This window comes from Caulobacter sp. GW821-FHT12F03 (assembly GCF_058806855.1).
In genome coordinates this window covers 159923-184587 of sequence record NZ_JBXAQC010000001.1, presented here as the reverse complement: position 1 = coordinate 184587, position 24665 = coordinate 159923, and the positions used below count along the sequence as shown (strand labels likewise).

25 protein-coding genes are annotated in these 24665 nt (G+C 70.0%); 16 read left to right on the top strand and 9 right to left on the bottom strand.

Going from position 1 to position 24665, the window contains the following annotated elements; all coding sequences use genetic code 11:
• Window positions 1-2 precede the first annotated feature (2 nt).
• The 5 genes from AC1RN0_RS00890 to AC1RN0_RS00870 form a co-directional block, all read right to left on the bottom strand.
• Window positions 3-431, bottom strand: coding sequence for an SRPBCC family protein (locus tag AC1RN0_RS00890; RefSeq protein ID WP_492785539.1), 429 nt, complete (start codon window positions 429-431; stop codon window positions 3-5).
• Entirely contained in the window at window positions 428-751 is a 324-nt protein-coding gene (locus AC1RN0_RS00885; protein ID WP_492785538.1) for an ArsR/SmtB family transcription factor, read from the bottom strand. The genes AC1RN0_RS00890 and AC1RN0_RS00885 overlap by 4 nt, the downstream gene beginning before the upstream one ends.
• A gap of 70 nt (window positions 752-821) precedes the next feature.
• On the bottom strand, window positions 822-2159 hold the full coding sequence (locus AC1RN0_RS00880) for an MFS transporter (protein ID WP_492785537.1): 1338 nt from the start codon (window positions 2157-2159) through the stop codon (window positions 822-824).
• Between the two features lie 89 nt (window positions 2160-2248).
• Window positions 2249-4618 carry a TonB-dependent receptor gene (locus AC1RN0_RS00875; protein WP_492785536.1) on the bottom strand — a complete coding sequence of 790 codons (2370 nt, stop codon included), beginning with the start codon at window positions 4616-4618 and terminating at the stop codon, window positions 2249-2251.
• 133 nt (window positions 4619-4751) lie between these two features.
• A complete protein-coding gene (locus tag AC1RN0_RS00870; RefSeq protein WP_492785535.1) occupies window positions 4752-6761 on the bottom strand; it encodes a tetratricopeptide repeat-containing sulfotransferase family protein in 2010 nt (669 codons plus the stop codon).
• A gap of 136 nt (window positions 6762-6897) precedes the next feature.
• Here AC1RN0_RS00870 and AC1RN0_RS00865 point away from each other — a divergent pair, with 136 nt between their 5' ends.
• The 9 genes from AC1RN0_RS00865 to AC1RN0_RS00825 all read left to right on the top strand — a co-directional run bounded on the left by AC1RN0_RS00865 (window position 6898) and on the right by AC1RN0_RS00825 (window position 12470).
• Window positions 6898-7746 carry an urease accessory protein UreD gene (locus AC1RN0_RS00865; protein ID WP_492785534.1) on the top strand — a complete coding sequence of 283 codons (849 nt, stop codon included), beginning with the start codon at window positions 6898-6900 and terminating at the stop codon, window positions 7744-7746.
• Complete coding sequence (locus tag AC1RN0_RS00860) at window positions 7746-8048, top strand: urease subunit gamma (protein WP_488899418.1); 303 nt, start codon at window positions 7746-7748, stop codon at window positions 8046-8048. The genes AC1RN0_RS00865 and AC1RN0_RS00860 overlap by 1 nt, the downstream gene beginning before the upstream one ends.
• Window positions 8049-8056: 8 nt before the next feature.
• Window positions 8057-8272, top strand: coding sequence for a hypothetical protein (locus AC1RN0_RS00855; RefSeq protein ID WP_492785533.1), 216 nt, complete (start codon window positions 8057-8059; stop codon window positions 8270-8272).
• Complete coding sequence (locus AC1RN0_RS00850) at window positions 8269-8574, top strand: urease subunit beta (protein WP_492785532.1); 306 nt, start codon at window positions 8269-8271, stop codon at window positions 8572-8574. The genes AC1RN0_RS00855 and AC1RN0_RS00850 overlap by 4 nt, the downstream gene beginning before the upstream one ends.
• Window positions 8574-10280 (top strand): urease subunit alpha, encoded by a 1707-nt coding sequence (gene ureC / locus AC1RN0_RS00845; protein ID WP_492785531.1) that lies wholly within the window; start codon window positions 8574-8576, stop codon window positions 10278-10280. Before AC1RN0_RS00850 ends, ureC begins: the two co-directional genes overlap by 1 nt.
• Before the next feature lie 10 nt (window positions 10281-10290).
• A complete protein-coding gene (locus tag AC1RN0_RS00840; RefSeq protein ID WP_492785530.1) occupies window positions 10291-10782 on the top strand; it encodes an urease accessory protein UreE in 492 nt (163 codons plus the stop codon).
• A complete protein-coding gene (locus AC1RN0_RS00835) occupies window positions 10748-11431 on the top strand; it encodes an urease accessory protein UreF (protein WP_492785529.1) in 684 nt (227 codons plus the stop codon). Before AC1RN0_RS00840 ends, AC1RN0_RS00835 begins: the two co-directional genes overlap by 35 nt.
• The gene (ureG, locus tag AC1RN0_RS00830) at window positions 11428-12051 is read left to right on the top strand and encodes an urease accessory protein UreG (RefSeq protein WP_492785528.1); all 624 of its coding nucleotides are present in this window, start codon (window positions 11428-11430) and stop codon (window positions 12049-12051) included. Before AC1RN0_RS00835 ends, ureG begins: the two co-directional genes overlap by 4 nt.
• A gap of 74 nt (window positions 12052-12125) precedes the next feature.
• Entirely contained in the window at window positions 12126-12470 is a 345-nt protein-coding gene (locus tag AC1RN0_RS00825; protein ID WP_492785527.1) for a hypothetical protein, read from the top strand.
• 175 nt (window positions 12471-12645) lie between these two features.
• On the opposite strand, the gene alc is transcribed toward AC1RN0_RS00825, so the two are convergent.
• From alc to puuE, 3 genes are read right to left on the bottom strand one after another with little or no spacing between them, the layout of a single operon-like run.
• Complete coding sequence (alc, locus tag AC1RN0_RS00820; protein WP_492785526.1) at window positions 12646-13635, bottom strand: allantoicase; 990 nt, start codon at window positions 13633-13635, stop codon at window positions 12646-12648.
• Window positions 13632-14114: a 2-oxo-4-hydroxy-4-carboxy-5-ureidoimidazoline decarboxylase gene (gene uraD, locus AC1RN0_RS00815; protein WP_492785525.1), complete on the bottom strand. Its 483-nt coding sequence runs from the start codon at window positions 14112-14114 to the stop codon at window positions 13632-13634. The genes alc and uraD overlap by 4 nt, the downstream gene beginning before the upstream one ends.
• Window positions 14104-15012 carry an allantoinase PuuE gene (gene puuE / locus AC1RN0_RS00810; RefSeq protein WP_492785524.1) on the bottom strand — a complete coding sequence of 303 codons (909 nt, stop codon included), beginning with the start codon at window positions 15010-15012 and terminating at the stop codon, window positions 14104-14106. Before puuE ends, uraD begins: the two co-directional genes overlap by 11 nt.
• A gap of 135 nt (window positions 15013-15147) precedes the next feature.
• On the opposite strand from puuE, the gene uraH reads away from it, so the two are divergent.
• Genes uraH through AC1RN0_RS00780 form a run of 6 tightly spaced genes read left to right on the top strand, consistent with a single transcriptional unit; the run spans window position 15148 to window position 21996 of the window.
• Window positions 15148-15489, top strand: a complete 342-nt coding sequence (gene uraH, locus AC1RN0_RS00805) for a hydroxyisourate hydrolase (RefSeq protein ID WP_492785523.1) — start codon at window positions 15148-15150, stop codon at window positions 15487-15489.
• Window positions 15490-15491: 2 nt separating this feature from the next.
• Window positions 15492-16904 carry a xanthine dehydrogenase small subunit gene (gene xdhA, locus AC1RN0_RS00800; RefSeq protein ID WP_492785522.1) on the top strand — a complete coding sequence of 471 codons (1413 nt, stop codon included), beginning with the start codon at window positions 15492-15494 and terminating at the stop codon, window positions 16902-16904.
• Window positions 16897-19200 (top strand): xanthine dehydrogenase molybdopterin binding subunit, encoded by a 2304-nt coding sequence (gene xdhB, locus AC1RN0_RS00795; protein WP_492785521.1) that lies wholly within the window; start codon window positions 16897-16899, stop codon window positions 19198-19200. The genes xdhA and xdhB overlap by 8 nt, the downstream gene beginning before the upstream one ends.
• Window positions 19197-20321 carry an XdhC family protein gene (locus AC1RN0_RS00790; RefSeq protein WP_492785520.1) on the top strand — a complete coding sequence of 375 codons (1125 nt, stop codon included), beginning with the start codon at window positions 19197-19199 and terminating at the stop codon, window positions 20319-20321. Before xdhB ends, AC1RN0_RS00790 begins: the two co-directional genes overlap by 4 nt.
• Window positions 20318-21499: a urate hydroxylase PuuD gene (locus AC1RN0_RS00785; RefSeq protein ID WP_492785519.1), complete on the top strand. Its 1182-nt coding sequence runs from the start codon at window positions 20318-20320 to the stop codon at window positions 21497-21499. Before AC1RN0_RS00790 ends, AC1RN0_RS00785 begins: the two co-directional genes overlap by 4 nt.
• Window positions 21499-21996: an ureidoglycolate lyase gene (locus AC1RN0_RS00780; RefSeq protein ID WP_492785518.1), complete on the top strand. Its 498-nt coding sequence runs from the start codon at window positions 21499-21501 to the stop codon at window positions 21994-21996. The genes AC1RN0_RS00785 and AC1RN0_RS00780 overlap by 1 nt, the downstream gene beginning before the upstream one ends.
• 136 nt (window positions 21997-22132) lie before the next feature.
• Here AC1RN0_RS00780 and aceB read toward each other — a convergent pair whose 3' ends face one another.
• On the bottom strand, window positions 22133-23719 hold the full coding sequence (aceB, locus tag AC1RN0_RS00775) for a malate synthase A (RefSeq protein WP_492785517.1): 1587 nt from the start codon (window positions 23717-23719) through the stop codon (window positions 22133-22135).
• Window positions 23720-23787: 68 nt separating this feature from the next.
• Here aceB and AC1RN0_RS00770 point away from each other — a divergent pair, with 68 nt between their 5' ends.
• A complete protein-coding gene (locus AC1RN0_RS00770; protein WP_492785516.1) occupies window positions 23788-24636 on the top strand; it encodes a MaoC/PaaZ C-terminal domain-containing protein in 849 nt (282 codons plus the stop codon).
• Window positions 24637-24665 lie beyond the last annotated feature (29 nt).

The window sequence follows — 24665 nt, the reverse complement described above, 5'->3', positions numbered from 1 at the left end:
TCTCAGTCGATCGTCGTCACAAGCTGCTCCAGCTTCGCCAGGAAGCCGGTCCAGCCTTGCAGCGCCCCGCTGAGGGCCTGCTTCTGGGTCGGCCGGAAGCCCGACTGTTCCATCCGCAAACGGGTGCCGGCGGCCGTCGGCGTCAGGGTGAAGGTCACCACGCTGCGCAGGTCGAACGCGGGATCCTCGTGGCTGTGGTTCCAGCTGTAGGACAGCCTATGCGGCGGTTCGAGCGCCAGAACCTCGCAATCCAGCACCCCGCCCCACTCGCCCCGCAGGGTGAAACGGTGACCGACGGCGGGCTGGAAGTCGTTGTTCATCAGCCACTCGGCGATCAGGTGCGGCTGGGTGAGCGCGCGCCAGAGCTTTTCCGGCGGATGGGCGATATCGCGTTCGACGACGACCGAACGCGTCTGCGAGGGGGCGGTCATTGGTCCATCCTGTTGAGCAGGTCCTCGAAGCGGTCGAGGCGGGCCTCCCAGAAGGCGCCCATCTCGCGCGCCCAGTCATTCAGCGGCGCAAGCGCCTCGACCCGGGCGCTGTAGTGGGTCTGGCGTCCCTCATGCCGATCGCGCACCAGCCCGGCCTGCTTCAGCAGACCGAGGTGCTTCGAGACGGCGGGCTGGGAGACGCCGGCGCGGGCTGTCAGGCCGCCGACGGTCTGCTCGCCCTCGCGGCACAGCCGTTCGAACAGCGCCCGCCGCGTCGGGTCGGCGAGGGTTCTGAAAAGGAGGTCGGACGCGTCTTCCATGGCACACATATAACCCGTGAGCTATGAGTAATCCATAACCCCGTGATTATGAGATAGTCAACCCGCGCGGTCAGTCGCGCAGCTTGACGTTCCACAGGCTGGTCGCCAGCAGCAGCGAGACGACCGACGCCCCGACCCAGAACAGGATCGCCGGCCCGAAATCGTAGGTCCGCACGCCGGCGACGGTGGTCATGCCCGCCTGGATCAGCCTGCCGCTGACGTTTTCCTGGATGGCCGCGCCCATGTAGCTGAAGATGCCGACCATCCCGAGCGCCGCGCCGGCCACCCGCTTGGGGCAGATGTCGGTGGCGAACAGGCCGCCGACCGAGGTCACCAGGCCCGTCAGGCCCAGCCCGAACAGGCCCATGCCGACGCACAGCACAGGCGTGCTGGTCGGGCCGAAGAAGATGATCAGCAGGCCGGCCACCTCGCAAAGGCCGAAGATCAGGTTCACCGGCGGGCGGCGGGCCTTGAACCAGCGGTCGGAGATGAAGCCGAAGGCCACCGCGCCGATCATGCCGCCGACGGTGTTGAGGGTCAGGATACCGGTCGCCTCGGCCAGCGAGAAGCCGCGCGCCTCCTGCAGGTACAGCACGCCCCAGCTGTTGATGGCGTAGCGCGTCACGTACATCAGGGCGCTGGACAGGGCGAGCACCCAGACCGCCGGGATCGCGAACACCGACAACTGCGTCCGCAGCAGGCTGGCGGTCGGCGGCGGGGGCGGCGGCTCGCCGCGCCAGGCCGCCACATGCGGCAGGCCGAGCGTCTGCGGCCGATCCTTCATCATCAACAGCACCGCGGCGGCGACCCCGAGGCACAGCACGCCCGGCCCCCAGAACCCGGTGCGCCACCCCAGCGCACCGACCAGCGCGCCGGTGACGAGAAACGTCAGTCCCTCGCCGAGACCGTGCGAGATGCTCCACACCCCGTAGTAGAAGCCCCGCTCGCGGTTGGAGAACCAGCGGGTCATCGAGACCACGCTGGCCGGGCCGCCGAAGCTCTGGAACCAGCCGTTGAGGCCCCAGAGCGCCATCGCCACACCGGTCACGGTCGTGAAGCCCATGCCGAGATTGCACAGGGCCGACAGCAGGATGCCGAGCGCGAGGAACTTTCGCGGGCTGACGTGGTCGGCGAGGAAGCCGCTGCCCAGCTTGCCGATGGCGTAGCAGTAGAAGAAGGCCGACCCGATCAGGCCCAGCTGCTCGGGCGTGAAGATCCCCGCGTCGATCAGCGGCTTCTTCACCACCCCCAGCGCCAGCCGGCAGGTGTAGGCCAGGCCGTAGCCGCCGGTGACGGCGATCATGATCATCAGCCGGTTGCGCCGGAACAGCGCGTCGATCCGCCCGCTGTCAGCCAGCGGCGGCGCGTCCGCGCCGGGCGCGAGCGATCTGATGATGGCGCCCAGCATGCGCGCGGCCCTCCCGCGGGCTCACCGGCCCGCCCCCGTGGCGATCAGACCACGGAGGGCGGAACGATGCTACCGCGGGCTCGCGGCCGTCAGAACTTGTGGCCGAGCCTCAGCCCGATGGTCCGGGGCTGGTTGGGCACGGTGTAGACGGCGGCGCCGCAGACCGTTTCGCGGCACTGGGTGTAGCGATAGAGGCTCGCGCGCTCGTCGGTGAGGTTCTGGACAAAGAACTCCATGGTCCAGTCCTGCCGCTCCACACCCGCGGTCATGTCGAAGGCGGTCCAGCCCGACTGCTCGCCGAGGATGCCGCGCTCCTGGGAGCGCAGATCAGCCCAGCTGCTGGTCTGGGTGACCATCGACCCCTGCAGGTGGGCGTCATAGTCGCCGACCGTGAACTCATAGCGCGCCGTCAGGTTGGCCTTGAACTTCGGCGTGACCGGCAGGGCCTGCCCGGACGGCGCCTGGGGCGGATCCGGATAGGCGACGCTCGGGCAGTCCGTCACCGCGTGGCCGGACGGGTCAGTCACGCCGCAATAGGTCTCGCTCAGCTGGGCGTCGGTATAGGCCGCGCCGCCGCTGAAGGTCAGACCCGGCGTCGCCCGCCAGATGAAGTCGGTCTCGACGCCGAAGATCTCGGCCTGCGGCGCGTTCCGGATTTCGGTCAGGCCGCTGGCGCCGAGCACGGAGAACTGGAAGTCCTCCCACTGCTCCATGTAGACGGCGCCGTTCCAGCGCAGGGACCGGTCGAACCAGGTGGTCTTCCACCCCATCTCGTAGTTGGTCAGGAAGTCCGACTTGTACGGCGGCAGCGTGCCACGACGGTTGATCCCGCCCGGCCGGTAGCCCGTCGACCAGGTCGCGTAGACCATGTGGTCGTCATCGAAATTGTAGGTCAGGTTGACCCGGTGGGTGCTGCCGGTCTCTTCGGTTTCCTTGTCGACGTTGGTGCAGGGCGCGCCCGCCACCACGGCCGGTCCGAAGCACAGGTTCTCGCCCGGATTCACGAAGGGGTTGCCCGCCGCGTAGCCGAAGAAGCCCTTCAGACCGTTGACGGCCTTGAAGAACCGGACCCCGCCGGTCAGCGTCCAGCTGTCGTTGATGTCCCAGGTGACGTCGGCGAAGGCGGCGTAGTCCGTGTCGGTGCGCATCTCCTCGGTGAGCCAGATCGTGTCCGGCCAGCCGGACACGGAAATGGCGCTGCCGATGCCGTCGATCAGGTAGCGCTCCTGAATGCGGTGCGTCTGGTTCTGGTAGAACAGCCCGGCGACCGCATGCACGGGCAGATCGCCCGGGGTGGACAGCCGGAACTCGTGGCTCTCCTTGGTGTAGCGTCCGCGCGACTGGGTGTACTGGGTCGGATCCACCGGGTTGGAAAGATCGTCCACCCAGTAGGCGCCGTAGCCGGCGAGCGTGTCGTAGAAGAACGAGTAGTCCGAATAGTCGGAATCGGCGTCGACGCTGCGCTTCATGTAGGCGCCGGCATAGATGAGATCGAGGCTGCCGAGCTTGCCCTCGACCGTCAGGGCCGCCTGGTACCATTTGTCCGTCGACCATTCCGGCCGGTAGCGGGAAATCTTCAGGTCACCCAGGTTGGGGTCGAACGAGAAGTTGCCGTGGGTCTTCTCGTTTTGCCCCATCAACGTCGGCGTGACGGTCCAGGTGTCGTTCAGGTCGATCTTCAGCGCCATCCGGCCGCCGATGGTCGTGACGTCGTTGTAGTTGTCCTCGACGTAGGCGTTGTTGTTGATCGTGCCGCCCCAGGTCGGATAGGTCCGCGTCCCCGGAATGTTGTCGATGTAGCCGCCGTCGTGCTGGTACCAGCCGACCACGCGCAGGGCCGCGTTTTCGGACAGCGGCAGGTTCACGTAGCCCTCGGCGCCGTAGCCCATATCGCCGCCGGCGATGCTGTTGACCTCGGTGTCGATGGCGCCGCTGAAGTCGTTGAGGTCGGGCTTCTTGGTGATCAGGCGAATGGTGCCGGCCTGCGAGCTCGCGCCGTACAGCGTGCCCTGCGGACCGGCGAGCGCCTCGACACGCTCCATGTCGTAGACGTGGACGTCGAGCGCGCCCTGGATGGTCGTGATCGGCTGCTCGTCGAGATAGATGCCGACACTGGGCAGCGAGCCGGAGTGGTTGCCGTCGCCGCCGCTGGCCACGCCGCGCATGTAGACGCTGGAGAAGCCCGGCGAGGTCGACTGGAACGACACGCTCGGAAGGAACTTCACGTAGTCATTGAAGTCGGAGATGACGAGGGCTTCGAGCTTCTCGCTGCCGATCGCCTGGATGCTCACCGGCACGTCCTGCAGGTCCTCGGACCGCTTCTGGGCGGTGACGATGACCTCGCCGACGGTGGTGTCCTGCGCGAACGCGGCCGACACGCCGGTCAACATGGTGCTGGCCAGCAGCACCGACGACAGCACCGTCGCGCGCCGACTCGCCAGCTTCGAAATCAATGACATGGAACCCCTCCCCAACAGTCGCGGAGAAGTCACGCCCCGGAGGGTTTCGCTGTCAAGCGACACGGTCGGAAATCGGCGTTCCGGGACATCGGCGCCGCGATCTGTGGCGGCGATGCCTCAGGCCCGCAACGGATCAGGTCTTCCAGGTCTGGAGCGCCGGCCCCAGCGCCGCCTTGAGCGGACCCAGCCAGGGCTCGTAGGCGCGCCACTGATCGACGCCGTCGGCGAAGATCGGCCGCCTGACCTGCTCGGAGCTGGCGGTGCGCACCGCACGGTCATTTTCGTAGAAGCGCAGGCACCCTGATTCGAACGGCAGGCCGCAGTGGTCCAGCAGGCGGCGCACCTCCGCCTCGGTGTCGGCGATCATGTCCTCGTAGATCACCCGGTGGACCGCCCCCGGCATCGCCGAGTCCCAATGCGCCATCAGGGCCACGTAGTCGGCGTAGTACCGGCCGAGGTCGGTGAGGTCGTAGGAGAAGCCCTGTCCCCGCGCGAAATGCTGCTTGAACGCGGAGAAGCAGCAGCCCAGCGGGTGGCGCCGGGCATCGATGATCCTCGCCCGCGGCAGGATCAGCCGGATCAGACCGACATGGGCGAAGTTGTTCGGCATCTTGTCGATGAAGAACGGCCGTCCGAGCTTGCGCTGGATGCGCGTGCGTTCGAGGTACTCCTCGCCCAGCGCCCGGCAGGCGTCGGCGTCGAGCGTCTCGAGCACCTCGGGATAGGCCGACGGCTGGTCCCGCTTCAGCCGCCCGCCCAGCCGGCGGGCGATGGAGATTATGTCGGGCAGCTCCATGGTCCCCTCGACAGCCGAGTGGCTGGAGAGAATCTGCTCGATCAGGGTCGATCCCGAACGGGGAAGCCCGACGACGAAGATCGGATCGGGAGCGTCGCAGCCCCAACCCTCGCGCGCGGCGAAGAAGGCCGGCGTGAGCACCGCCATCGAGCGGGCGAGGTGGGCGCTGGTGCGGTCGGCGTCATAGTCGATGCCCTGGCGGCGCAACGCCGCGCCGTCGCGATAGTGCAGAAACGACGCCTCGTGGCGTCCGGCGTCTTCGAGCGCCTTGCCCAGCGCGAACTGCAGGTGGAACCGGTCCTCGTCGCCGATGTCGTCGCGCGCCAGCTGGGCCTCCATCGCCGCGACGTCCTCATCGGCGAAACGCACCGTCTTCAGGTTGGCCAGACTCCACCAGGCCTCCCCAAGCGAGGGCGACAGCGCGATGGCCCGGCGGTAGGCGGCGATGCTGTCGGCCTGCCGCCCCACGGTCTTCAGCGCATGGCCATAGCTCATCCAGGCCTTGGGCTGGTGGGGATAGGCCTTCAGCAGCTCGTCATAGAGGGCGATCGCGCGCTCGTAGTCGCCGACCCGGCCAAGCGCGGCGGCCTTGAGGTTGCGATAGCCGGGATGGCCGGGGCTGCGCGCCAGCAGGTGATCCAGCTCCGCCAGCGCCTCCTCGGACCGGTTCAGGCGGTAGAGAACCGTGGCGTGGTTGTGCCGCGCCTCGGCGAAGCCCGGCGCCAGTTCGACGGCGCGGGCCAGCAGCGCCTCGGCGTCTTCCAGCCGGCCGAGCCGCGCGGCGACCTCGGCCAGCATGCGGATGGCGGCGGCGTTGGTCGGATGACGCTTGAGATAGGGCTTGAGCAGATGTTCGGCGACGGCCAGCCGGTTGTCGCACAGGGCCATGGCCGCTTCGAGCAACTCGGGGTCCGAAGTCGAGGCGCGAATCTGCTGGGCGCGGGCCTTCTCGGCGCCGGCCTCGTCGCCGGCCAGCAGCAGCTGGTCGGCCAGCGCGCCCCAGGCCGTCGTCAGTTTCGGGTCCAGCGCCACGGCCCGGCTCAGGGCGACGACCGCCGGCCGCGCCAGGCCGAGATCGGCCAGCGCGAGGCCGGCTTCCTGATGCACCGGCGGCCAGTTCGGCTGGCCGCGGATGACCGGCTCGAGCACCGACAGCGTCGCCTCGGCCTTGCCCTGGCGACGCAGCGCCCCGCCCAGCAGCAGCAGCGCTTCGGGGTGATCGGGGACCGCGCGCAGGATCTCGATGGCCTGGGCCTCGGCCAGGGCCGGGTCCTGGGTCAGCAGTTGGGCGGCGTGGGCCAGGGCCGTGCCAAGCGTGCCGGTGGTGGTGGCGGTGTCCTGCGTCATCGGCCGCCAGACCTGCACAGGTTGGCGCCGTCTGTCGACTCGATCTTGCTGCCTGAAAAAGAGGCGCCGCCCGGGGAACGGCACGGCGGACGGCGGACGGCTTGCGCTTCGGGGGCCGCGCCCGGACAGTCGCCGCATGGCCCTTGCCGCCGTCATTCCGTTTCCGGTCCCGCCGGAGTCCGCCCCGCCCGCGCCGCAACGGGCGCGCGGTCGCGGCCGACTGACCGTGCGCCGCGCGGACGGCCGCACGCGGCTCGTCGAACTGTTCCAGGAGGGCTCGGCGAAGCTGCGCCTGCCGACCGTGCGCGACGACGCCCTGCAGGCGGTGATGATCAATTCCGGCGGCGGCATGACCGGCGGCGACCGCTTCCGCTGGGACGTCGACGTCGGCGACGGCGCAGCGGCCATCCTGACCACCCAGGCCTGCGAGAAGGTCTACCGCGCCGACGCCGGCCAGGCCGAGGTGGCCGCGCGGCTGACGATCGGCGCCGGGGCCCGGCTCGACTGGCTGCCGCAGGAGACCATCCTGTTCGAGCGCTCGGCGCTGCACCGGACCATCGACGCGGAGGTCGCCGCCGACGGGCGGCTGCTGCTGGCCGAGTCCGTGGTGCTCGGCCGCCGGGCGATGGGCGAAACAGTCTCGCGCACGGACTTTCATGACCGCTGGCGAATCCGTCGGGACGGGCGGCTGCTGTTCGCCGACGACCTCAGGCTGGCCGGGGACATTCAGGCCCTGACCCACTCGGGCCCGCTGCTGGCCGGCGCCGGCGCCTTCGCCACCCTGTTGCTGGTCGCGCCTGACGCCGCCGATGCGCTCGCGGCGGTGCGCGCGGCGGTCGGGCCGATCGGCGGAGCCAGCGCCTTCGACGGCCGGCTGGTCTGTCGCATCGCCGCGCCCGACGGCCTGGCCCTGCGCCGCGCCCTGCTGCCCGCCCTCGCCGTTCTCAGCGGCGGCCGCCCCGCTCCCAGCGTCTGGACCCTCTGATGAACCTGACCCCGCGCGAGAAGGACAAGCTGCTGATCGCCATGGCCGCCGTGGTGGCGCGCCGGCGGCTCGAGCGCGGGGTGAAGCTGAACCATCCCGAAGCCATCGCCCTGATCACCGACTTCGTCGTCGAGGGGGCCCGCGACGGCCGTTCGGTCGCCGAGTTGATGGAGGCCGGCGCCCATGTCGTCCGCCGCGACCAGGTGATGGAGGGCATCGCCGAGATGATCCACGACATCCAGGTCGAGGCCACCTTTCCCGACGGGACCAAGCTGGTCACCGTTCACCACCCGATCCGTTGAGGTTCGCCATGCAAAAGCTCTCACTGCCCTTCTTCGCCCTGGCCGCCCTGGCCGCGTCGCCCGCCCTGGCCCACGACGAGGACCACCATGGCCTGCCGGGCCTCCTGCATCCGTTGAGCGCTGACCACGAGGGCTGGATCCTGCTGGCCGGCGCGGTGCTGCTGGTCGGGTTCTTCCTGGCCCGGCCGGTGCTGCGGGCGTTGAAGGTGCGGAGCCGCCGATGATCCCCGGCGAGGTCATCCCGGCCCCCGGCGAGATCGCGCTCAACGCCGGCGCCCTGACGGTCACGCTCGCGGTGGCCAACACCGGCGACCGGCCGATCCAGGTCGGCAGCCACTACCACTTCTTCGAGACCAATCCGGCGCTGGCCTTCGACCGCGAGGCGGCGCGCGGCCACAGGCTGGACATCGCGGCCGGCACGGCGGTGCGCTTCGAGCCCGGCCAGACCCGCGAGGTTACGCTCACGCCGCTGCTCGGCGCGCGCCGCGTCTACGGCTTCCGGCAGGCCGTGATGGGAGACCTCTGATGGCCCTCATCAGCCGCGCCCTCTATGCCGACATGTTCGGTCCGACCACCGGCGACCGGGTGCGGCTGGCCGACACCGAGCTGTTCGTCGAGGTCGAGAAGGACTTCACCACCTATGGCGAGGAGGTGAAGTTCGGCGGCGGCAAGGTGATCCGCGACGGCATGGGCCAGAGCCAAGCGACGCGGGCCCAGGGCGCGGTCGACACGGTGATCACCAATGTCCTGATCATCGACCACTGGGGCATCGTGAAGGCCGACGTCGGCCTGAAGGACGGACGCATCGCCGGCATCGGCAAGGCCGGCAATCCCGACACCCAGCCCGGCGTGACCATCGTCATCGGCCCGGGCACCGAGGCCATCGCCGGCGAGGGCAGGATTCTCACCGCCGGCGGGATGGACGCCCACATCCACTTCATCTGCCCGCAGCAGATCGAGGAGGCGCTGATGAGCGGCGTCACCACCATGCTGGGCGGCGGCACCGGCCCGGCGACCGGCACCAACGCCACCACCTGCACCCCCGGCCCCTGGCATCTGGAACGGATGATCCAGGCCGCCGACGGCTTTCCGATGAACCTCGCCTTCGCCGGCAAGGGCAACGCCTCCCTGCCCGGCGCGCTGGAGGAGCAGATTCTCGCCGGCGCCTGCGCGTTGAAACTGCACGAGGACTGGGGCACGACGCCCGCCGCCATCGACTGCTGCCTGTCGGTGGCCGACGCCCATGACGTGCAGGTGATGATCCACACCGACACGCTCAACGAGTCGGGCTTCGTCGAGGACACCATCGGCGCCTTCCGGGGCCGCACGATCCACGCCTTCCACACCGAGGGCGCCGGCGGCGGGCATGCGCCGGACATCATCAAGGTCTGCGGCCTGTCGAACGTGATCCCGTCCTCGACCAATCCGACGCGGCCCTACACGGTCAACACCATCGCCGAGCACCTCGACATGCTGATGGTCTGCCACCACCTCGACCCGTCGATCCCCGAGGACATCGCCTTCGCCGAGAGCCGCATCCGCAGGGAGACCATCGCGGCCGAGGACATCCTGCACGACATCGGAGCCTTCTCGATCATCAGCAGCGACAGCCAGGCCATGGGCCGGGTCGGCGAGGTGCTGATCCGCACATGGCAGACCGCCGACAAGATGAAGCGCCAGCGCGGCCCCCTGCCCGGCGACGGCGCGGCCGACAACAACCGGGTCAAGCGCTACATCGCCAAGTACACGATCAATCCGGCCATCGCCCAGGGCCTGAGTCGCCACATCGGCAGCGTCGAGGTCGGCAAGCGGGCGGACCTAGTGCTGTGGGACCCGGCCTTCTTCGGCGTGAAGCCGGCGCTGGTCCTGCTGGGCGGGACCATCGCCGCGGCCCCGATGGGCGACCCGAACGCCTCGATCCCGACGCCGCAGCCGGTGCACTACCGGCCAATGTTCGCGGCCTTCGGCAAGACGACGGCCCGCTCCTCGGTGACCTTTGTCTCGCGGGCGGCGGTCGACAACGCCCTGCGCGGGCGCATCGGCGTCGACAAGGACCTGCTGGCGGTCGAGAACACCCGCGGCGGCCTCTCCAAGGCCTCGATGATCCACAACAGCGCCCTGCCGCACATCGAGGTCGACCCGGAAACCTACGAGGTCCGGGCCGACGGCGAGCTGCTCACCTGCGAACCGGCGGAGGTCCTGCCGATGGCCCAGCGCTATTTCCTCTTCTAGGGCTGACCTCATGAGCAACACCTTCCGGGCCGTCGGCGTGAAGCGACGGGGACAGTACGACGGGGTCCCGTTCGATCTGGCGGTGCTGCCGCATGACCTGCGCCGCATCCGCCGCAAGCGGCTGACCTGCGTGCACGGCGACGCGGTGCTGGTCGACTTCGCCGAGACCACCGCGTTGGCCCATGGCGACGCGCTGGCGCTGGAAGACGGCCGGCTGGTGGAGATCATCGCCGCCGAGGAAGACCTGCTGGAGATCCAGGGACGCGATCCGAAGCACCTGCTGACGCTGGCCTGGCACATCGGCAACCGTCATCTGGCCGCCGAGATCCAGCCGGACCGCATCCTGATCCTGTACGACCATGTCATCGGCCACATGCTCGAGCACCTCGGCGCGCGGGTCAGCAGGGTCTCGCTGCCGTTCCATCCCGAGGGCGGGGCCTATGGCGGCGACCACCAGGCGCACGATCATGGCGACCACGGCCACCATCATCACCATGACTGACACCGCGGCCCTGCTGCGCCTGCTCACCTGGCTGTCGCCGGCGTTTCCGGTCGGCATGTTCGGCTGGTCGCACGGGCTGGAGCAGGCCATTTCCGACGGGGCGGTGCGGGATGGCGAGACACTGGTCGACTGGATCGACGGGCTGGTGACGGCGGGCTCGGGCTGGACCGACGCGGTGCTGTTCGCCGAGGCCTACGCCGCCGCCCGCGATCCTGACCGCCTTGCCGGGGTCGCCGACCTAGCGCGGGCGCTGGCTCCGTCGGCCGAGCGTCTGGCCGAGACGCTCGGTCAGGGCAACGCCTTCCTGAGGGCCGCCCGCGCCTGGCCGGACCACTGCCCGGCGCTCGACGATGCGCCCTGGCCCGTCGCGGTCGGTGCGGCCTGTGGCCTGGCCGGCATCCCGCTCCGGGACGCGCTGGTCGCGAGCCTGCACGCCTTCGCCGGCAATCTCGTTTCCGTTGCCTTGCGGCTTGTGCCGCTCGGCCAGACCGAGGGCGTGCGCAGCCTGGCCGCCGTCGAGGCCGTCATCCTCGAGACGGCCGCCCGCGCCGCCCACTCGACCCTGGACGACCTCGGCTCGGCCGCGCTGATGTCGGACATCGCCGCGATGCGGCACGAGACCCTTCAACCGAGACTGTTCCTGTCATGACCAGCAAACACGGCCCCCTGCGCGTCGGCATCGGCGGCCCGGTCGGGTCCGGCAAAACGACCCTGACCGAGAAGCTGTGCAAGGCGATGCGCGACCGCTGGAGCGTCGCGGTGGTGACCAACGACATCTACACCCGCGAGGACGCGCTGATCCTGGCCCGGCTGCAGGCGCTGCCCGAGGACCGCATCCTCGGCGTCGAGACCGGCGGCTGTCCGCACACGGCGATCCGCGAGGACGCCTCGATCAACCTGGCCGCCATCGCCACCATGAACGCCCGCTTCCCCGACCTCGACGTGATCTTCATCGAGAGCGGCGGCGACAACCTGGCGGCCACCTTCTCGCCGGACCTGGCCGACCTGACCCTGTATGTCGTCAGCGTCTGCCAGGGCGAGAAGATCCCCCGCAAGGGCGGCCCGGCGATCACCCGCTCCGACCTGCTGATCATCAACAAGACCGATCTCGCGCCCTACGTCGGGGCGGATCTGGCGGTGATGGAATCGGACGCGCGGGCCCAGCGCGGGGCCCGGCCGTTCGTGATGAGCGACCTGTCGCGGCTCAGGGGCGTGGACGAGATCGTCGATTTCATCGCGCGCGAGGGCGGCCTGTCGCTGGCCGCCTGAATTCATGACCAAGGTTTAAGCTGCTGTCGTCAGAGCGGCGTCCTATGGGACTCCGCGCTGTTCAGGAGATTGCCATGAAACGCCTCGCCGCCCTCGCCGCCGTCCTCGTTCTGGGCGCCGCCGCGCCCGCGCTCGCCGCCACTCCGACCGAGGCCGAGGCCACGCTGCGCTCGACCATCACCGCCATCCAGTCGGGCGCGCCCAACTACGACGCCATGATCCCCGAGCTGGCCGCCGCCGTGAAGCAGAACGCGTCGGCCCCGGCCCAGCTGGCCGCCCTCGGTCCGGTGACCGCCGTCACGGCGACCAGCCAGGCCGACCCCTACACCTACGATGTGACCTTCCAGAACGGCGCGGTCCTGCACTGGACCCTGTCGATCAACGCCGACGGCAAGATCCAGGGCCTGTTCGTCCAGTAGGGCGTTGGGGACATGCACTTCAGTGCGTGTCCCCGTTCCCCCCGTCATCCTCGGGCTTGTCCCGAGGACCCATGCGCGCGGACCTTGGTCGTCAAGGCGGCGATGGCGCGGACGTCCGGCTGTCACGGTGTTCATGGACCCTCGGGACAAGCCCGAGGATGACGGAGGAGGGACGTCACCCCCCGGCCAGTCGTCCCTTCAGCCGCAACCGGCTGACCCCGCCGTCGGGATAGATGTTCAGCCGCACGAACCGGATCGGCGCATGCGGGCGGATGCCGTCGGTGAACACGTGGACGTGGTCCATCTGCAGCTTCGTCTCGGGCAGCAGGACCGGCCAGCCTTCCGCCTGCATGGCGATCTCCGCCGGCGAGCCCGCCGCCTCGGCCGAGGCCTGGATTGAACAGCGGTCCGGGTAGTTGCCCTTGAAGTGGGCGGTGTCGACGATGATTTCCTCGATCGTTCCGGCGTGGCCGAGTTCGAGGATGGACCAGTCGTGGCCCGGCTCGCGGCGCCGGCGGGTTTCCCAGCCATCGCCCATGTCCTTGCCCCGGCCCGGCGCGGTCAGGTTCTCGACCCGACCGAAATGCTCGTCGTTGGCGATCAGCCCCCGGCCGCCGTTCTCCATCGCCAGCAGATCGAGCACCTCGCCCGGCGCGACCCGGCTCCAGTCCTTGTGGATCGTCCCGTAGACCCGCAGCCGCGCGACGCCGCCGTCCGGATAGATGCTCAGCCGCACATGGGTCCAGACGCCGCCGGGCTGCGCCTTCACCCAGCGCCGGTCGTTCCCGTTCAGGTCGATGACGGGAACCAGGGTCGTCCAGACGGCGTCCTCGGCGGGGATCGCCGCGTCCGAGACGCAGCCCTCGATCGAGGCCTTCGGCGGATAGTTGCCGGTGAAGTTGCGGGTGTCGATCTCGAAGCCGGCGATCTCGCCGGGCGCGCCCAGCCTGACGATCGCCCAGTCATGGCCGGGGACGCGCTTGCGGCGGCTTTCCCAGCCGTCCATCCACTTGCCGTTATCGTCGTACTTGCCGGGGATGAACACCGGCTCGGCCGGGTCGATCAGCCGGGCCTTGTCGGCGAAGAAGTCGTCGGTGGCGTAGACGACCTGGCCGCCCAGCCGTGGCTGGGCCAGATCGATCAGGCCGTTGAAGGGGTGACTCAAGACGCGTCCTCGAACAGGTCGGCCAGCCGGAAGGCGGCGATGCGGTGGATCTGGCGGAGGGCCTCGGCGAACTCGGTCTCGGGGTCGTTGTCGAGGCGGGCCGCGAAGGCGTCCAGGATGTCGCGGCGGGTCAGGCCCTTCACCGCGACGATGAACGGAAAGCCGAAGCGGTCGTTGTAGGCCGCGTTGAGCCGCTGGAAGTCGGCGAACTCCTGCGGCGAGCACTGGTCGAGGCCGGCGCCCGACTGTTCGCGCACCGAGGCGTCGGCCATGCGCGCGCGGCTGGCCAGCTGCGGGTGGGCGCGGATCAGGGCCAGCTTCTGCTCGCGCGAAGCGGAATCGACCACGGCGGCCATCGCGCCGGACAGCGCCTGGACCGAGCGCAGCGCGCCGGCCCCCGGCCAGACGGCCTCGGCGACCCAGGGACTGTCCTCGTAGACCGCCCCGTAGCGCTGGATGAACCCCTCCCTACCCGACATAGGGATGCCGCTTGCGCCAGTGACGGGCGATCTCGATGCGCCGGGCGAACCAGACGTCCTGGTGCGACAGCGCATGCTTCAGGAACCGCTCCAGTCCCGCCAGCTTGCCGGGCCGCCCGGCCAGCCGGCAGTGCAGCCCGATCGACAGCATGCGCGGCCGTTCCTCGCCCTCGGCGTAGAGCACGTCGAAGGCGTCGCGCAGGTAGCTGAAAAACTGCTCGCCGGTGTTCAGCCCCGTGCCAGAGAAGCGCATGTCGTTGGCTTCCAGGGTGTAGGGCACGATCAGGTGCGGCGTCGCCGTCTGGGTCGACCAGAACGGCAGGTCGTCGGAATAGTCGTCGGCGTCATAGAGAAAGCCGCCCTCCTCGGCCGCCAGCCGCCGCGTGTTGGGGCTGGTGCGGCCGGTGTACCAGCCCAGCGGCCGCTCACCGGTCAGGCGGGTGTGGATCTCGATGGCCCGGGCCATGTGCTCGCGTTCCACGGCCTCGGGCACGGCCTGGTAATTGGTCCAGCGGTAGCCGTGGCTGGCGATCTCGTGGCCGGCCTGTAGAAAGGCCTCCACGGCCACCGGATTGCGCGCCAGGGCCTGGGCCACGCCGAACACCGTCAGCGGCACGTCATACCGATCGAACAGGCGCAGCAGCCGCCAGACCCCGGCCCGCGCGCCATACTCGTAGATCGACTCCATGCTCATGTTCCGGCCGCCCTCGACGGGCCCGGGAAAGATCATGTCCGACAGGAAGGTCTCGGCCCCGGCGTCGCCGTGCAGCACGCTGTTCTCCGCCCCCTCCTCGTAGTTCAGCACGACCTGCACGGCGATGCGCGCGCCGCCCGGCCAGTCCGCATGCGGAGGATTTGGGCCGTAGCCGATCAGGTCTCTGGGATAACTGTCGCTCATGGGACGGACATAGCAGGCCCGCGATGCGTCCATCGTCAAGGTTTGCGAGGCCTTAACCGGCGGCGAAGGTTGCATTCGTCGCAATCGAGGGGGATTCTGGACGGCTCCCCGCATATCGCGGCCCCTGGAGCGAGCATGACCGGTCTGACGACGCACGTTCTGGACACCACCCACGGCCGCCCCGCCGCCGGGGTGACGCTGCGCCTGTCGCGGGACGGCGCGGTGCTGGTCGAGACCGTGACCAACGCCGACGGCCGCTGCGACGCGCCGTTGCTGTCGGGCGAGACGATCGAGGCCGGCGCCTATCGGCTGGAATTCGAGGTCGGGGCCTATTTCCGCGCGGCCGGTATAACCCTGCCCGACCCGGCCTTCCTCGAGACGGTGGTCATCGACTTCGGCGTCGCCGACACGGCCGCCCACTACCATGTGCCGCTGCTGGTCAGCCCGTTCGGCTACTCGACCTACCGGGGGAGCTGAGGGTGCGCGACGTCGTCCGCTTCGTGCTCGATGGGGAGATCCGCGAACTGCGGAACATCGACCCGACGACGACGGTGCTGAACCTGCTGCGCTACGACCTGCGCCGGACCGGGACCAAGGAGGGCTGCGCCGAGGGCGACTGCGGCGCCTGCACCGTGGCGCTGGGCGAACTTGACGGCGAGCGGGTGAAGTGGCGGGCGGTCAACGCCTGCATCCTGTTCGCGCCGATGCTCGACGGCAAGGCGCTGAAGACCGTCGAGAGCCTCGGCGGCGACCATCCGGTGCAGACGGCGCTGGTCGAGCATCACGGCTCGCAGTGCGGCTTCTGCACCCCGGGCTTCGTGATGTCGCTGTGGGCGCGCGGCCGCGAGGACAGCCCCCCGCCGGTGGCCGACAGCATCGCCGGCAACCTCTGCCGCTGCACCGGCTACGGCCCGATCCTGGCGGCGGGCGAAGCGGCGGGGATGCCGGCGGAAGATGATCCCGTCGCGGCGCTTCAGGCGCTGTCGCGCGACGAGGCGCTGGGCCTGAGCCACAACGGCCGCCGCTGGTTCGCCCCGAAGTCGCTCGGCGATCTGGCCGGTCTGGTCGAGACCCATCCGGACGCGGTCGTGCTGGCCGGGGCCACCGACGTCGGCCTGTGGGTCACCAAGCAGAACCGCGACCTGCCGGTGATCATCTCGATCAGCCAGGTCGCCGAGCTCAGGACAATCAGCGAGACGCCCGGCAGCGTGCGGATCGGCGCGGGCGTCCGCTACAGCGAGGCGCTGAAGACCCTCACGGGCCTGCATCCGTCGTTGGGTGAGATGATCCGCCGGCTGGGTTCGGTGCAGGTGCGCAACAACGGCACGATCGGCGGCAATATCGCCAACGGCTCGCCGATCGGCGACATGCCCCCGGCCCTGATCGCGCTCGGCGCGAGGCTGGTCCTGCGCCAGGGCGGGGCGACCCGCGAACTGCCGCTTGAGGACTACTTCCTCGCCTACGGAAAGCAGGACCGCCGGCCCGGCGAGTTCGTCGAGGCGGTGATCGTCCCCCGGCCCGAAGCGGCCGTGCTCTATCGCGTGTTCAAGCTGTCCAAGCGCTTCGATCAGGACATCTCCGCCGTCTGCGGCGGCTTCGCCCTGACCATAAAAGACGGCGTTGTTGAAAATGCCCGCGTCGCCTTCGGCGGCATGGCCGCGACGCCGAAACGGGCCGCCGGCTGCGAAGCCGCCCTGACCGACCGGCCGTGGAGTGACGCCACCGTCGACGCCGCCGCGGCCGCGCTGGCGAGCGACTTCCAGCCGATCGACGACATGCGCGCCTCGGCCGCCTATCGCCTGACCGCGGCGCGGAACCTGCTGCGCAGGCTGCTGGCGGAGTCGCGGGGCGAGGCCGTCAGCGTGCTGGACGCGGAGGCGGCGCATGGCTGACTCCGGCATCGTCCACACCGCGGTCAAACACGACAGCGCCGAGCGCCATGTCGCCGGCCGGGCGCTATACATCGACGACATCCCCGAGCCGCGCGACCTGCTGCACGTCGTCCTCGGCATGAGCCAGCGCGCCCACGCCCGCGTCGTCTCGCTGGACCTCGGCGCCGTCCGCGCCGCGCCGGGCGTGGTCGATGTGGTCTGCGCGAAGGACATCCCGGGGATCAACGACGTCAGCCCCGTGGCCGGCGATGATCCCCTCTTCGCCGACGGTCTGGTGCAGTACGTCGGCCAGTCGCTGTTCGCTGTCGCGGCCGGGACGCGCGACCAGGCGCTCGCCGCGTCGAAACTGGCGAAGGTCGCCTACGAGGACCTGCCGACCGTCCTGACGATCGCAGAGGCCCGCGCCGCCGGCAGCGTCATCGAGCCGGCCCAGACCATGCGCCTCGGCGACGCCCCCGGCGCCATCGCCGCCGCGCCGCACCGGCTGGACGGGAAACTCGCCATCGGCGGCCAGGACCACTTCTACCTCGAAGGCCAGATCGCCCTGGCCACCCCGCGCGAGGACGGCGACGTCCACGTCTGGTCCTCGACCCAGCACCCGACCGAGGTGCAGCACAACGTCGCCCGGGTGCTTGGGCTCCGCGACCACGCGGTGACCGTCGAGATCCGCCGCATGGGCGGGGGCTTCGGCGGCAAGGAGAGCCAGCCGGCCCTGTTCGCGGCGGCGGCGGCGCTGATCGCCGTGCGCACCGGCCGCCCGGCCAAGGTGCGCGTCGACCGCGACGACGACATGGCCATGACCGGCAAGCGGCACGACTTCGAAACGGCCTGGTCGGTCGGCTTCGACGACGACGGCAGACTGGCCGGCGCGGCCTTCGATCTGGCCAGCCGCTGCGGCTATTCGGCCGACCTGTCGATGGCCATCAACGACCGGGCGATGTTCCATTCGGACAATGCCTATGCGCTGCAGACGGCGGAGATCGTTTCGCACCGCTTCCGCACCCACACCGTGTCGAACACCGCCTTCCGCGGCTTCGGCGGGCCACAGGGGATGATGGCCGTCGAGCGGGCGATGGACGCCATGGCCCTGCACCTGGGCAAGGACCCGCTCGATGTGCGTAAGGCCAACCTCTACGGCGGGGCTGGCGACCAGACCCCCTACGGCCAGACGGTCGAGCACAGTCCCGCGCTGGCCCTGATCGAACAGCTGGAGGCCAGCAGCGACTACCGCGCCCGCCGCGCGGCCATACAGCGGTGGAACGCGCAGAACCGCTGGCTCAAGCGCGGCATCGCCCTGACGCCGGTCAAGTTCGGCATCAGCTTCACGGCCACCCACCTCAACCAGGCCGGGGCGCTGGTGCATGTCTACACCGACGGCAGCGTCATGCTGAATCACGGCGGCACGGAGATGGGCCAGGGCCTGTATGTGAAGGTCGCCCAGGTGGTCGCCGACGTGTTCGGCCTCGATCTCGACCGGGTGAAGATCACCGCGACCGCCACCGACAAGGTGCCCAACACCTCGGCCACCGCCGCCTCGTCCGGCTCGGACCTCAACGGCATGGCGGCGCTCGACGCGGCGACGCAGATCCGCGACCGGCTGGTCGAAGTGGCGGCCCGGGAACTGGGCGTGGCCGAAGGCCAGGTGACGTTCGCGGACAATGCCGTTCACGGCGGAGATCGCAGCCTGACCTTCGCCGAGCTGGCGAAGAAGGCCTGGTTCAACCGTATCTCGCTGTCGGCGGCGGGCTACTACCGCACGCCGAAGATCCACTACGACCGGGCCCGCCATCAGGGCCGGCCGTTCCTCTACTACGCCTGGGGCGCGGCGGTGTCGGAGGTGATCATCGACACCCTCACCGGCGAGAACCGCTGCCTGCGCACGGACATCCTGCACGACTGCGGCGCCTCGCTGAACCCGGCCATCGATCTGGGCCAGATCGAGGGCGGCTTCGTCCAGGGCATGGGCTGGCTGACCACCGAGGAGCTCGTCTTCGACAGCAAGGGCGTGCTGAAGACCCACGCCCCCTCGACCTACAAGATCCCGACGGCCTCCGATCGGCCGGGGGTGCTGAACATCGATTTCTGGCGCGAGCCGAACGCCGAGCCGACGATCCACCGGTCGAAGGCCGTCGGCGAGCCGCCGCTGATGCTGGCCATCTCGGTGTTCTCGGCCCTGACCCAGGCCGTGGCGGCGGCCGGCGACGACCGGGTCATGCCAGACCTCGACGCCCCGGCGACGCCCGAGCGCATCCTGATGGCCGTGGACGACGTCCGTCGCCGCGCGGGACTGGCATGAGCTGGGCCGCCCAGGCCCTGACCGCCGTGCGCCGTGGCGAGGCGCTGGCCATGGTCACGGTGGTCGCCGCCGAGGGCTCGACCCCGCGCGAGGCCGGCGCCCGCATGCTGGTCGGCGAACGCGGCCAGAGCGGCACCATCGGCGGCGGCGCGCTGGAACACCGCGCGACCGATCAGGCGCGGCGTATGCTCGCGTCCGGGCGAAGCTGGGCGCTGCAGGACTATCCGCTCGGCCCGTTCCTGCAGCAGTGCTGCGGCGGCCATGTGCGGCTGCTGCTGGAGCGGCTGGATGGTGGCAGCGCCGGTTGGCTCGGCGAAGCGGTGGCGCGCGAATCCGCCGGCGCACGCTACAGCCTGAAGGCCAGCGTCCGCGGCGACGCCCTCCATCGGTCGATCCTCCCCAACGCAGTTGGGGAGGGGGACCATGCGAAGCATGGTGGAGGGGGCAGCGCGAACGCCAGCGGCCCTATCCTGAATTCCGGCTCCTCCGGCTGCCCCGGCGCAGCCCCCTCCACCGCGCTCCGCGCGGTCCCCCTCCCCTCTGCGAGGGGAGGAATGGATCAATGGCCCGGCGCCCTCATCCGCATGGTCGACGCCAGCGGCCAGCCCCTCCCCGGCCGCCGGCCGAAGCTCGGCGACGGCGACGCCCTGATCGAGACCGTCGACGCCCGCAAACCTCGCCTGCTGATGTTCGGCGCCGGCCATGTCGGCCAGGCCATCGCCCGGGCGTTCGCGCCGCTGCCCTTCTTGCTCGACTGGCATGACAGCCGCGACGAGGCCGCCGCCCCCGGCGTGGCCGTGCACGACGAGGCACGGCTGGTCGCGATCGCCGGCGACATCGCCGAAACCGACTTCGTCCTCATCCTGACCCACAACCACGACCTGGACTACCAGCTCACGCGGGCCGCCTTGACCGCCGGGACCTTCCGCTACTGCGGCCTGATCGGCTCCGACACGAAGCGCGCCCGCTTCCTGCGCCGCCTGCGCGAGGACGGCGTTCCCGAGGCCGCCGTCGCCCGCCTGACCAGCCCGATCGGCCTGCCCGGCCTCAAGAGCAAGGCGCCGGAAGTGATCGCCGTGGCCGTGGCCGCCCAACTCCTGCAGATGATCGAGACGCCATGATCGCCGACCTCCTCGCCTGGCTGAACCTCGGCGTCCGGTGGCTGCACGTCATCGCCGGCATCGCCTGGATCGGCTCGTCCTTCTACTTCATGTGGCTGGACGCCCGGCTGAAGGCCGATGCGACGACGCCCCAGGGCGTGCAGGGCGACCTGTGGGCCGTCCATGGCGGCGGCTTCTATCACAAGCGCAAATACCTCTCGGTCCCGCCGGACATGCCCGAGGACCTGCACTGGTTCAAATGGGAGGCCTACACCACCTGGCTCAGCGGCTTCGCCCTGCTCGGGGTGATCTACTACCTCGGCGCCCCGACCTACCTCATTGATCCATCCAAGGCGGCGCTGGCGCCGTGGCAGGCGGTGGCGATCGGCCTCGCCTTCCTCGCCGGCGGCTGGCTGCTTTACGACGGCCTGTGCCGCTCGCCGCTGGGCCAGCGGCTGCGGCTGTTCGGGGTGGTCTGGTTCCTGATCCTCACCGCCGCCGCGTATGCGCTGAGTCACCTCTTCAGCAACCGAGGCGCCTTCATCCACCTGGGCGCGATGATCGGCACGGTGATGGTGGCCAACGTGTTCCTGGTGATCATCCCCAACCAGCGGAAGATCGTCGCGGCCATGCTGGCCGGCGAACCGGTCGACCCGGCGCTCGGCAAGCGCGGCAAGATGCGCTCGGTGCACAACAACTACATGACCCTGCCGGTGCTGTTCCTGATGGTCAGCAACCACTACCCGATGGTCATCGACCATCCGCTGAACTGGCTGCTGGTCGCCGGCATCGGCCTGGCCGGCGTCACCATCCGCCATTTCTTCAACCGCCGGAACGCCGGCTCCAGCGAGCCGATGATCCTCGTCGGCGGCGGCTTCATCTTCCTGCTGGTCATGCTGCTGGCGATTGGCACGAAGCCCAAGGCCGCGGAGATCGCCGGGGTCGTGCCGTTCCGCGAGGTGCAGGTCATCGTCCGCACCCACTGTATCGCCTGCCACTCGGCCAACCCGACCAACCCGGCCTTCGCCGGCCCGCCCAACGGCGTGGCCTACGACACGCCCGAGGAAATCCGCCGCTACGCCCCGCGCATCTACGAGCGCGCCGTGGCCACCGACAGCATGCCGCTCGGCAACGAGACCGGCATGACCCGGGCCGAGCGCGACCGTCTCGGCGCCTGGATCAAGGCGGAGACGAAGTGATGCGGCGGGTCACGCCAAAGCTCATGACGCCTGAGGCCTTCGCCCCCTACGGCGACGTCATCTCGGCCCGCGACGGCGTCGAGCGGTATCCGATCAACTACGGGGCCACGACGCGGTTCAACGACCTGGCGGCCATCGACACGGCCGAGGGCGGCGGCCGGACCATCGTCAGCCTGTTCCGCTCGCAGCCGCTCATCCCGGCCGTGCTGAAGATCATGGAGCGCCATCCGCTGGGCAGCCAGGCCTTCATGCCGCTGAACGGCCGGTCGTACCTGGTGGCCGTGGCCCCGGCGGGTGATCTGGACCCGGACCGGATCGAGGTGTTCCTCGCCTCCGGCGACCAGGGTGTGAACTACGCCGCCGGAACCTGGCACCACTATTCGCTGGCGCTGGAGGCCGAGAGCGACTTCCTCGTCATCGACCGCGCCGGTCCGGGCGAGAACCTCGACGAGGTGGAGCTGGGCGAGGCGGACTGGATTGAGGTGGTGGTCCCCTGATCCCGTCATCCGGGGCCCTGTGCCCAGGATCCCTCGCGCAGCCGCACGTGCGGCTTTCCAGCCTTGGCTGTTCGCTTCGCGTCCAGAGGAATCCTCGCCACAAGGGCGAGGATGACGGAGTTAGTCGGCTCGAGCCCTACAGCCGCTCGTAGGCGCTCAGCGTCAGGAACTCCGCGAACTCGTCCTGCAGGCAGAGGTCGCGCATCAGCTGCGCCGCCTCGTCCCAGCGGCCGGAGGCCCAGCGCGCCTCGCCGACCTCGGCGCGAACCACGGCCAGTTCCTCGACAAAGGTCTTCTCGAACAGCGCGGCCGTCACCGGCGTTCCGTCGTCGAGCGTCACGCCATTGCGGATCCACTGCCAGATCGAGGCGCGGGAGATCTCGGCCGTCGCCGCGTCCTCCATCAGGCCGTAGATGGCCACCGCGCCGGACCCGCCGAGCCAGGCCTCGATGTACTGCACCGCGACCCGCTGGTTGTGGCGCAGGCCGGCTTCGGTGAACGGTCCCGGGGGCGGGGCGAGCAGGTCCGCTTCCGTCACCGGCGCGTCATTGGCGCGGCTGACCTCCAGCTGGTTGGTCCGCCCCGGCGCGAAGGCCTTGCCGTAAACATCGTTGACCACGTCTGACAGGCCGGGATGGGCGATCCAGCTGCCGTCGTGGCCGTTGGCCGCTTCGCGCGCCTTGTCGGCCCGCACCCGCTCCAGCACCTGGGCGTTCTCGTCCGGATCCTTGCGCGGAATGAAGGCGCTCATGCCGCCCATGGCGAGGGCTCCCCGGCGGTGGCAGGTGCGGATCAGCAGGCGCGAGTAGGCGTCGAGGAACGGCTTGTCCATGCCGACCGACATGCGGTCCGGCAGCAGCCGGTCGCCGTGCCGGCGCAGGGTCTTGATGTAGCTGAAGATATAGTCCCAGCGGCCGCAGTTCAGCGCCGCCGCGTGGTCCTTCAGCTCGTACAGGATCTCGTCCATCTCGAAGACCGCCGGCAGGGTCTCGATCAGCATAGTCGCCTTGATCGTGCCGACGGGGACGCCGTGACGTTCCTGGGCGAAGATGAACACCTCGTTCCACCAGCGCGCCTCCTCGTGGTGCTCCAGCTTGGGCACATAGAGGTAGGGCCCGCTGCCGATGGCCTTCAGGGCGGCGTGGTTGTGGTGGAAGTAGAGGCCGAAATCGACCAGCGCCCCGGGGACCTTCCGGCCATTGCGCAGGATGTGCTTCTCGTCGAGATGCAGGCCGCGGACCCGGGCGACCAGGGTCGCGAGCTTCGGGCCGAGCGCATAGTGCTTGCCGCTGGCCGGATCGTCCCAGGTCAGCGTCCGGGCGATGGCGTCGCGCAAGGCCCGCTGGCCGCCGACGACGTTGGCCCAGGTCGGCGACAGGGCGTCCTCGAAGTCGGCCATGAACAGCTTCACGTCGCTGTTGAGGGCGTTGATGACCATCTTCGGCTCGGCCGGGCCGGTGATCTCGACGCGCCGGTCGAGCAGGTCCGCCGGCAAGGCTCCGACCGTCCAGTCGCCCTCGCGGATCGTCGCCGTCTCGGGCCGGAAGCCGGGCAGGCCGCCGGCGTCGATCCGCGCCTGCCAGACCTTGCGGGCCGCCAGCAGCTCGTCGCGGCGCGCGGCGAAACGGTCGACGAGCTCGCCGAGGAAGGCCAGCGCCTCGTCGGTGAGGATCTCGCGATCCGCCTCGGTCAGCGTCTCGGTGAAGGTGAAGCCCGCGGCCATGTCTCGCTCCTGAATGGGGACCGGTGATAGACCCCTGCACACAGGGGCGACAAGTCGGGGAGCCATCCATGCCGTTCAACGCCGATCTCGCGGGTGCGACCTGGGGGCCCGTCGCATGGGAGATGACGCCCCGACGCGCGCTGGCCTATCGCGCCGCGCTGGCGCCGGACGACGCCGCCGGCCTCGACGACGCCGCGCCGGACGGCCTGTTCGCCCTGCCGATGCAGGTGGTCTCTCCGGAATGGGTGCTGGTGCTGCTGGCGCGCGAGCATCCGGATCAGACCCTGACCGCCGCCGAGGGGCGCCGCGCCGTGCACGCCGGCCAGGACAGCCGCTTCCACCGCCCGATCCGCGCCGGCGACGCGCTGGAGCTCACCGCCACCCTGCTGGGCGCCCGGGCCAGCCGGGCCGGCGTGGTGACGGCCATCCGCTTCGACACGCGGGACGCCCGGACCGGCGAACTGATGGTCGAGACCCTGTCGACCACGGTCTATCGCGACGTAGCGCTGACGGGCGCGGAGACGCCGGACCTGCCCTCGCCCGCGTATGAAGCGCCAGCCGAGGATGCGCCCACGGTCACGATCCCGACCAGCCCGGGTCTGCCGCACATCTATTCGGAATGCGCCGAGATCTGGAACCCGATCCACACCGAGCGCCATGTCGCGCTGGCGGCGGGACTGCCCGACATCATCATCCACGGCACGGCGCTCTGGGCCCTCGCCGGTCTGGAAGCGGCGCGGCTCTACGCCGGCGGCGACACGCGACGGCTGACCCGGCTGGCGGCGCGGTTCACCAGCCAGGCGTTTCCCGGACAGCCGATAACCCTGGCGCATGACCAGCATGGCGAGACCGTGCGGCTGGCGCTGCGGTCGGATGACGGGCGAGTGCTGCTGACGGGGATGGCGGCGTTCGCGTGACGATCCTCCCCCGAGAGTGGGAGGAGTGA

Bases quoted from the DNA above. Each gene is read 5' to 3' on its own strand.
- AC1RN0_RS00780 (WP_492785518.1), top strand. From the start codon at position 21,499: ATGCGGCGGGTCACGCCAAAGCTCATGACGCCTGAGGCCTTCGCCCCC.
- AC1RN0_RS00890 (WP_492785539.1), bottom strand. From the start codon at position 431: ATGACCGCCCCCTCGCAGACGCGTTCGGTCGTCGTCGAACGCGATATC.
- uraH (WP_492785523.1), top strand. From the start codon at position 15,148: ATGACCGGTCTGACGACGCACGTTCTGGACACCACCCACGGCCGCCCC.
- AC1RN0_RS00885 (WP_492785538.1), bottom strand. From the start codon at position 751: ATGGAAGACGCGTCCGACCTCCTTTTCAGAACCCTCGCCGACCCGACG.
- uraD (WP_492785525.1), bottom strand. From the start codon at position 14,114: ATGTCGGGTAGGGAGGGGTTCATCCAGCGCTACGGGGCGGTCTACGAG.
- aceB (WP_492785517.1), bottom strand. From the start codon at position 23,719: ATGGCCGCGGGCTTCACCTTCACCGAGACGCTGACCGAGGCGGATCGC.
- AC1RN0_RS00880 (WP_492785537.1), bottom strand. From the start codon at position 2,159: ATGCTGGGCGCCATCATCAGATCGCTCGCGCCCGGCGCGGACGCGCCG.
- AC1RN0_RS00870 (WP_492785535.1), bottom strand. From the start codon at position 6,761: ATGACGCAGGACACCGCCACCACCACCGGCACGCTTGGCACGGCCCTG.
- ureG (WP_492785528.1), top strand. From the start codon at position 11,428: ATGACCAGCAAACACGGCCCCCTGCGCGTCGGCATCGGCGGCCCGGTC.
- AC1RN0_RS00865 (WP_492785534.1), top strand. From the start codon at position 6,898: ATGGCCCTTGCCGCCGTCATTCCGTTTCCGGTCCCGCCGGAGTCCGCC.
- xdhB (WP_492785521.1), top strand. From the start codon at position 16,897: ATGGCTGACTCCGGCATCGTCCACACCGCGGTCAAACACGACAGCGCC.
- AC1RN0_RS00875 (WP_492785536.1), bottom strand. From the start codon at position 4,618: ATGTCATTGATTTCGAAGCTGGCGAGTCGGCGCGCGACGGTGCTGTCG.
- AC1RN0_RS00850 (WP_492785532.1), top strand. From the start codon at position 8,269: ATGATCCCCGGCGAGGTCATCCCGGCCCCCGGCGAGATCGCGCTCAAC.
- AC1RN0_RS00790 (WP_492785520.1), top strand. From the start codon at position 19,197: ATGAGCTGGGCCGCCCAGGCCCTGACCGCCGTGCGCCGTGGCGAGGCG.
- AC1RN0_RS00770 (WP_492785516.1), top strand. From the start codon at position 23,788: ATGCCGTTCAACGCCGATCTCGCGGGTGCGACCTGGGGGCCCGTCGCA.
- AC1RN0_RS00860 (WP_488899418.1), top strand. From the start codon at position 7,746: ATGAACCTGACCCCGCGCGAGAAGGACAAGCTGCTGATCGCCATGGCC.
- puuE (WP_492785524.1), bottom strand. From the start codon at position 15,012: ATGAGCGACAGTTATCCCAGAGACCTGATCGGCTACGGCCCAAATCCT.
- ureC (WP_492785531.1), top strand. From the start codon at position 8,574: ATGGCCCTCATCAGCCGCGCCCTCTATGCCGACATGTTCGGTCCGACC.
- AC1RN0_RS00785 (WP_492785519.1), top strand. From the start codon at position 20,318: ATGATCGCCGACCTCCTCGCCTGGCTGAACCTCGGCGTCCGGTGGCTG.
- AC1RN0_RS00840 (WP_492785530.1), top strand. From the start codon at position 10,291: ATGAGCAACACCTTCCGGGCCGTCGGCGTGAAGCGACGGGGACAGTAC.
- AC1RN0_RS00855 (WP_492785533.1), top strand. From the start codon at position 8,057: ATGCAAAAGCTCTCACTGCCCTTCTTCGCCCTGGCCGCCCTGGCCGCG.
- AC1RN0_RS00825 (WP_492785527.1), top strand. From the start codon at position 12,126: ATGAAACGCCTCGCCGCCCTCGCCGCCGTCCTCGTTCTGGGCGCCGCC.
- AC1RN0_RS00835 (WP_492785529.1), top strand. From the start codon at position 10,748: ATGGCGACCACGGCCACCATCATCACCATGACTGACACCGCGGCCCTG.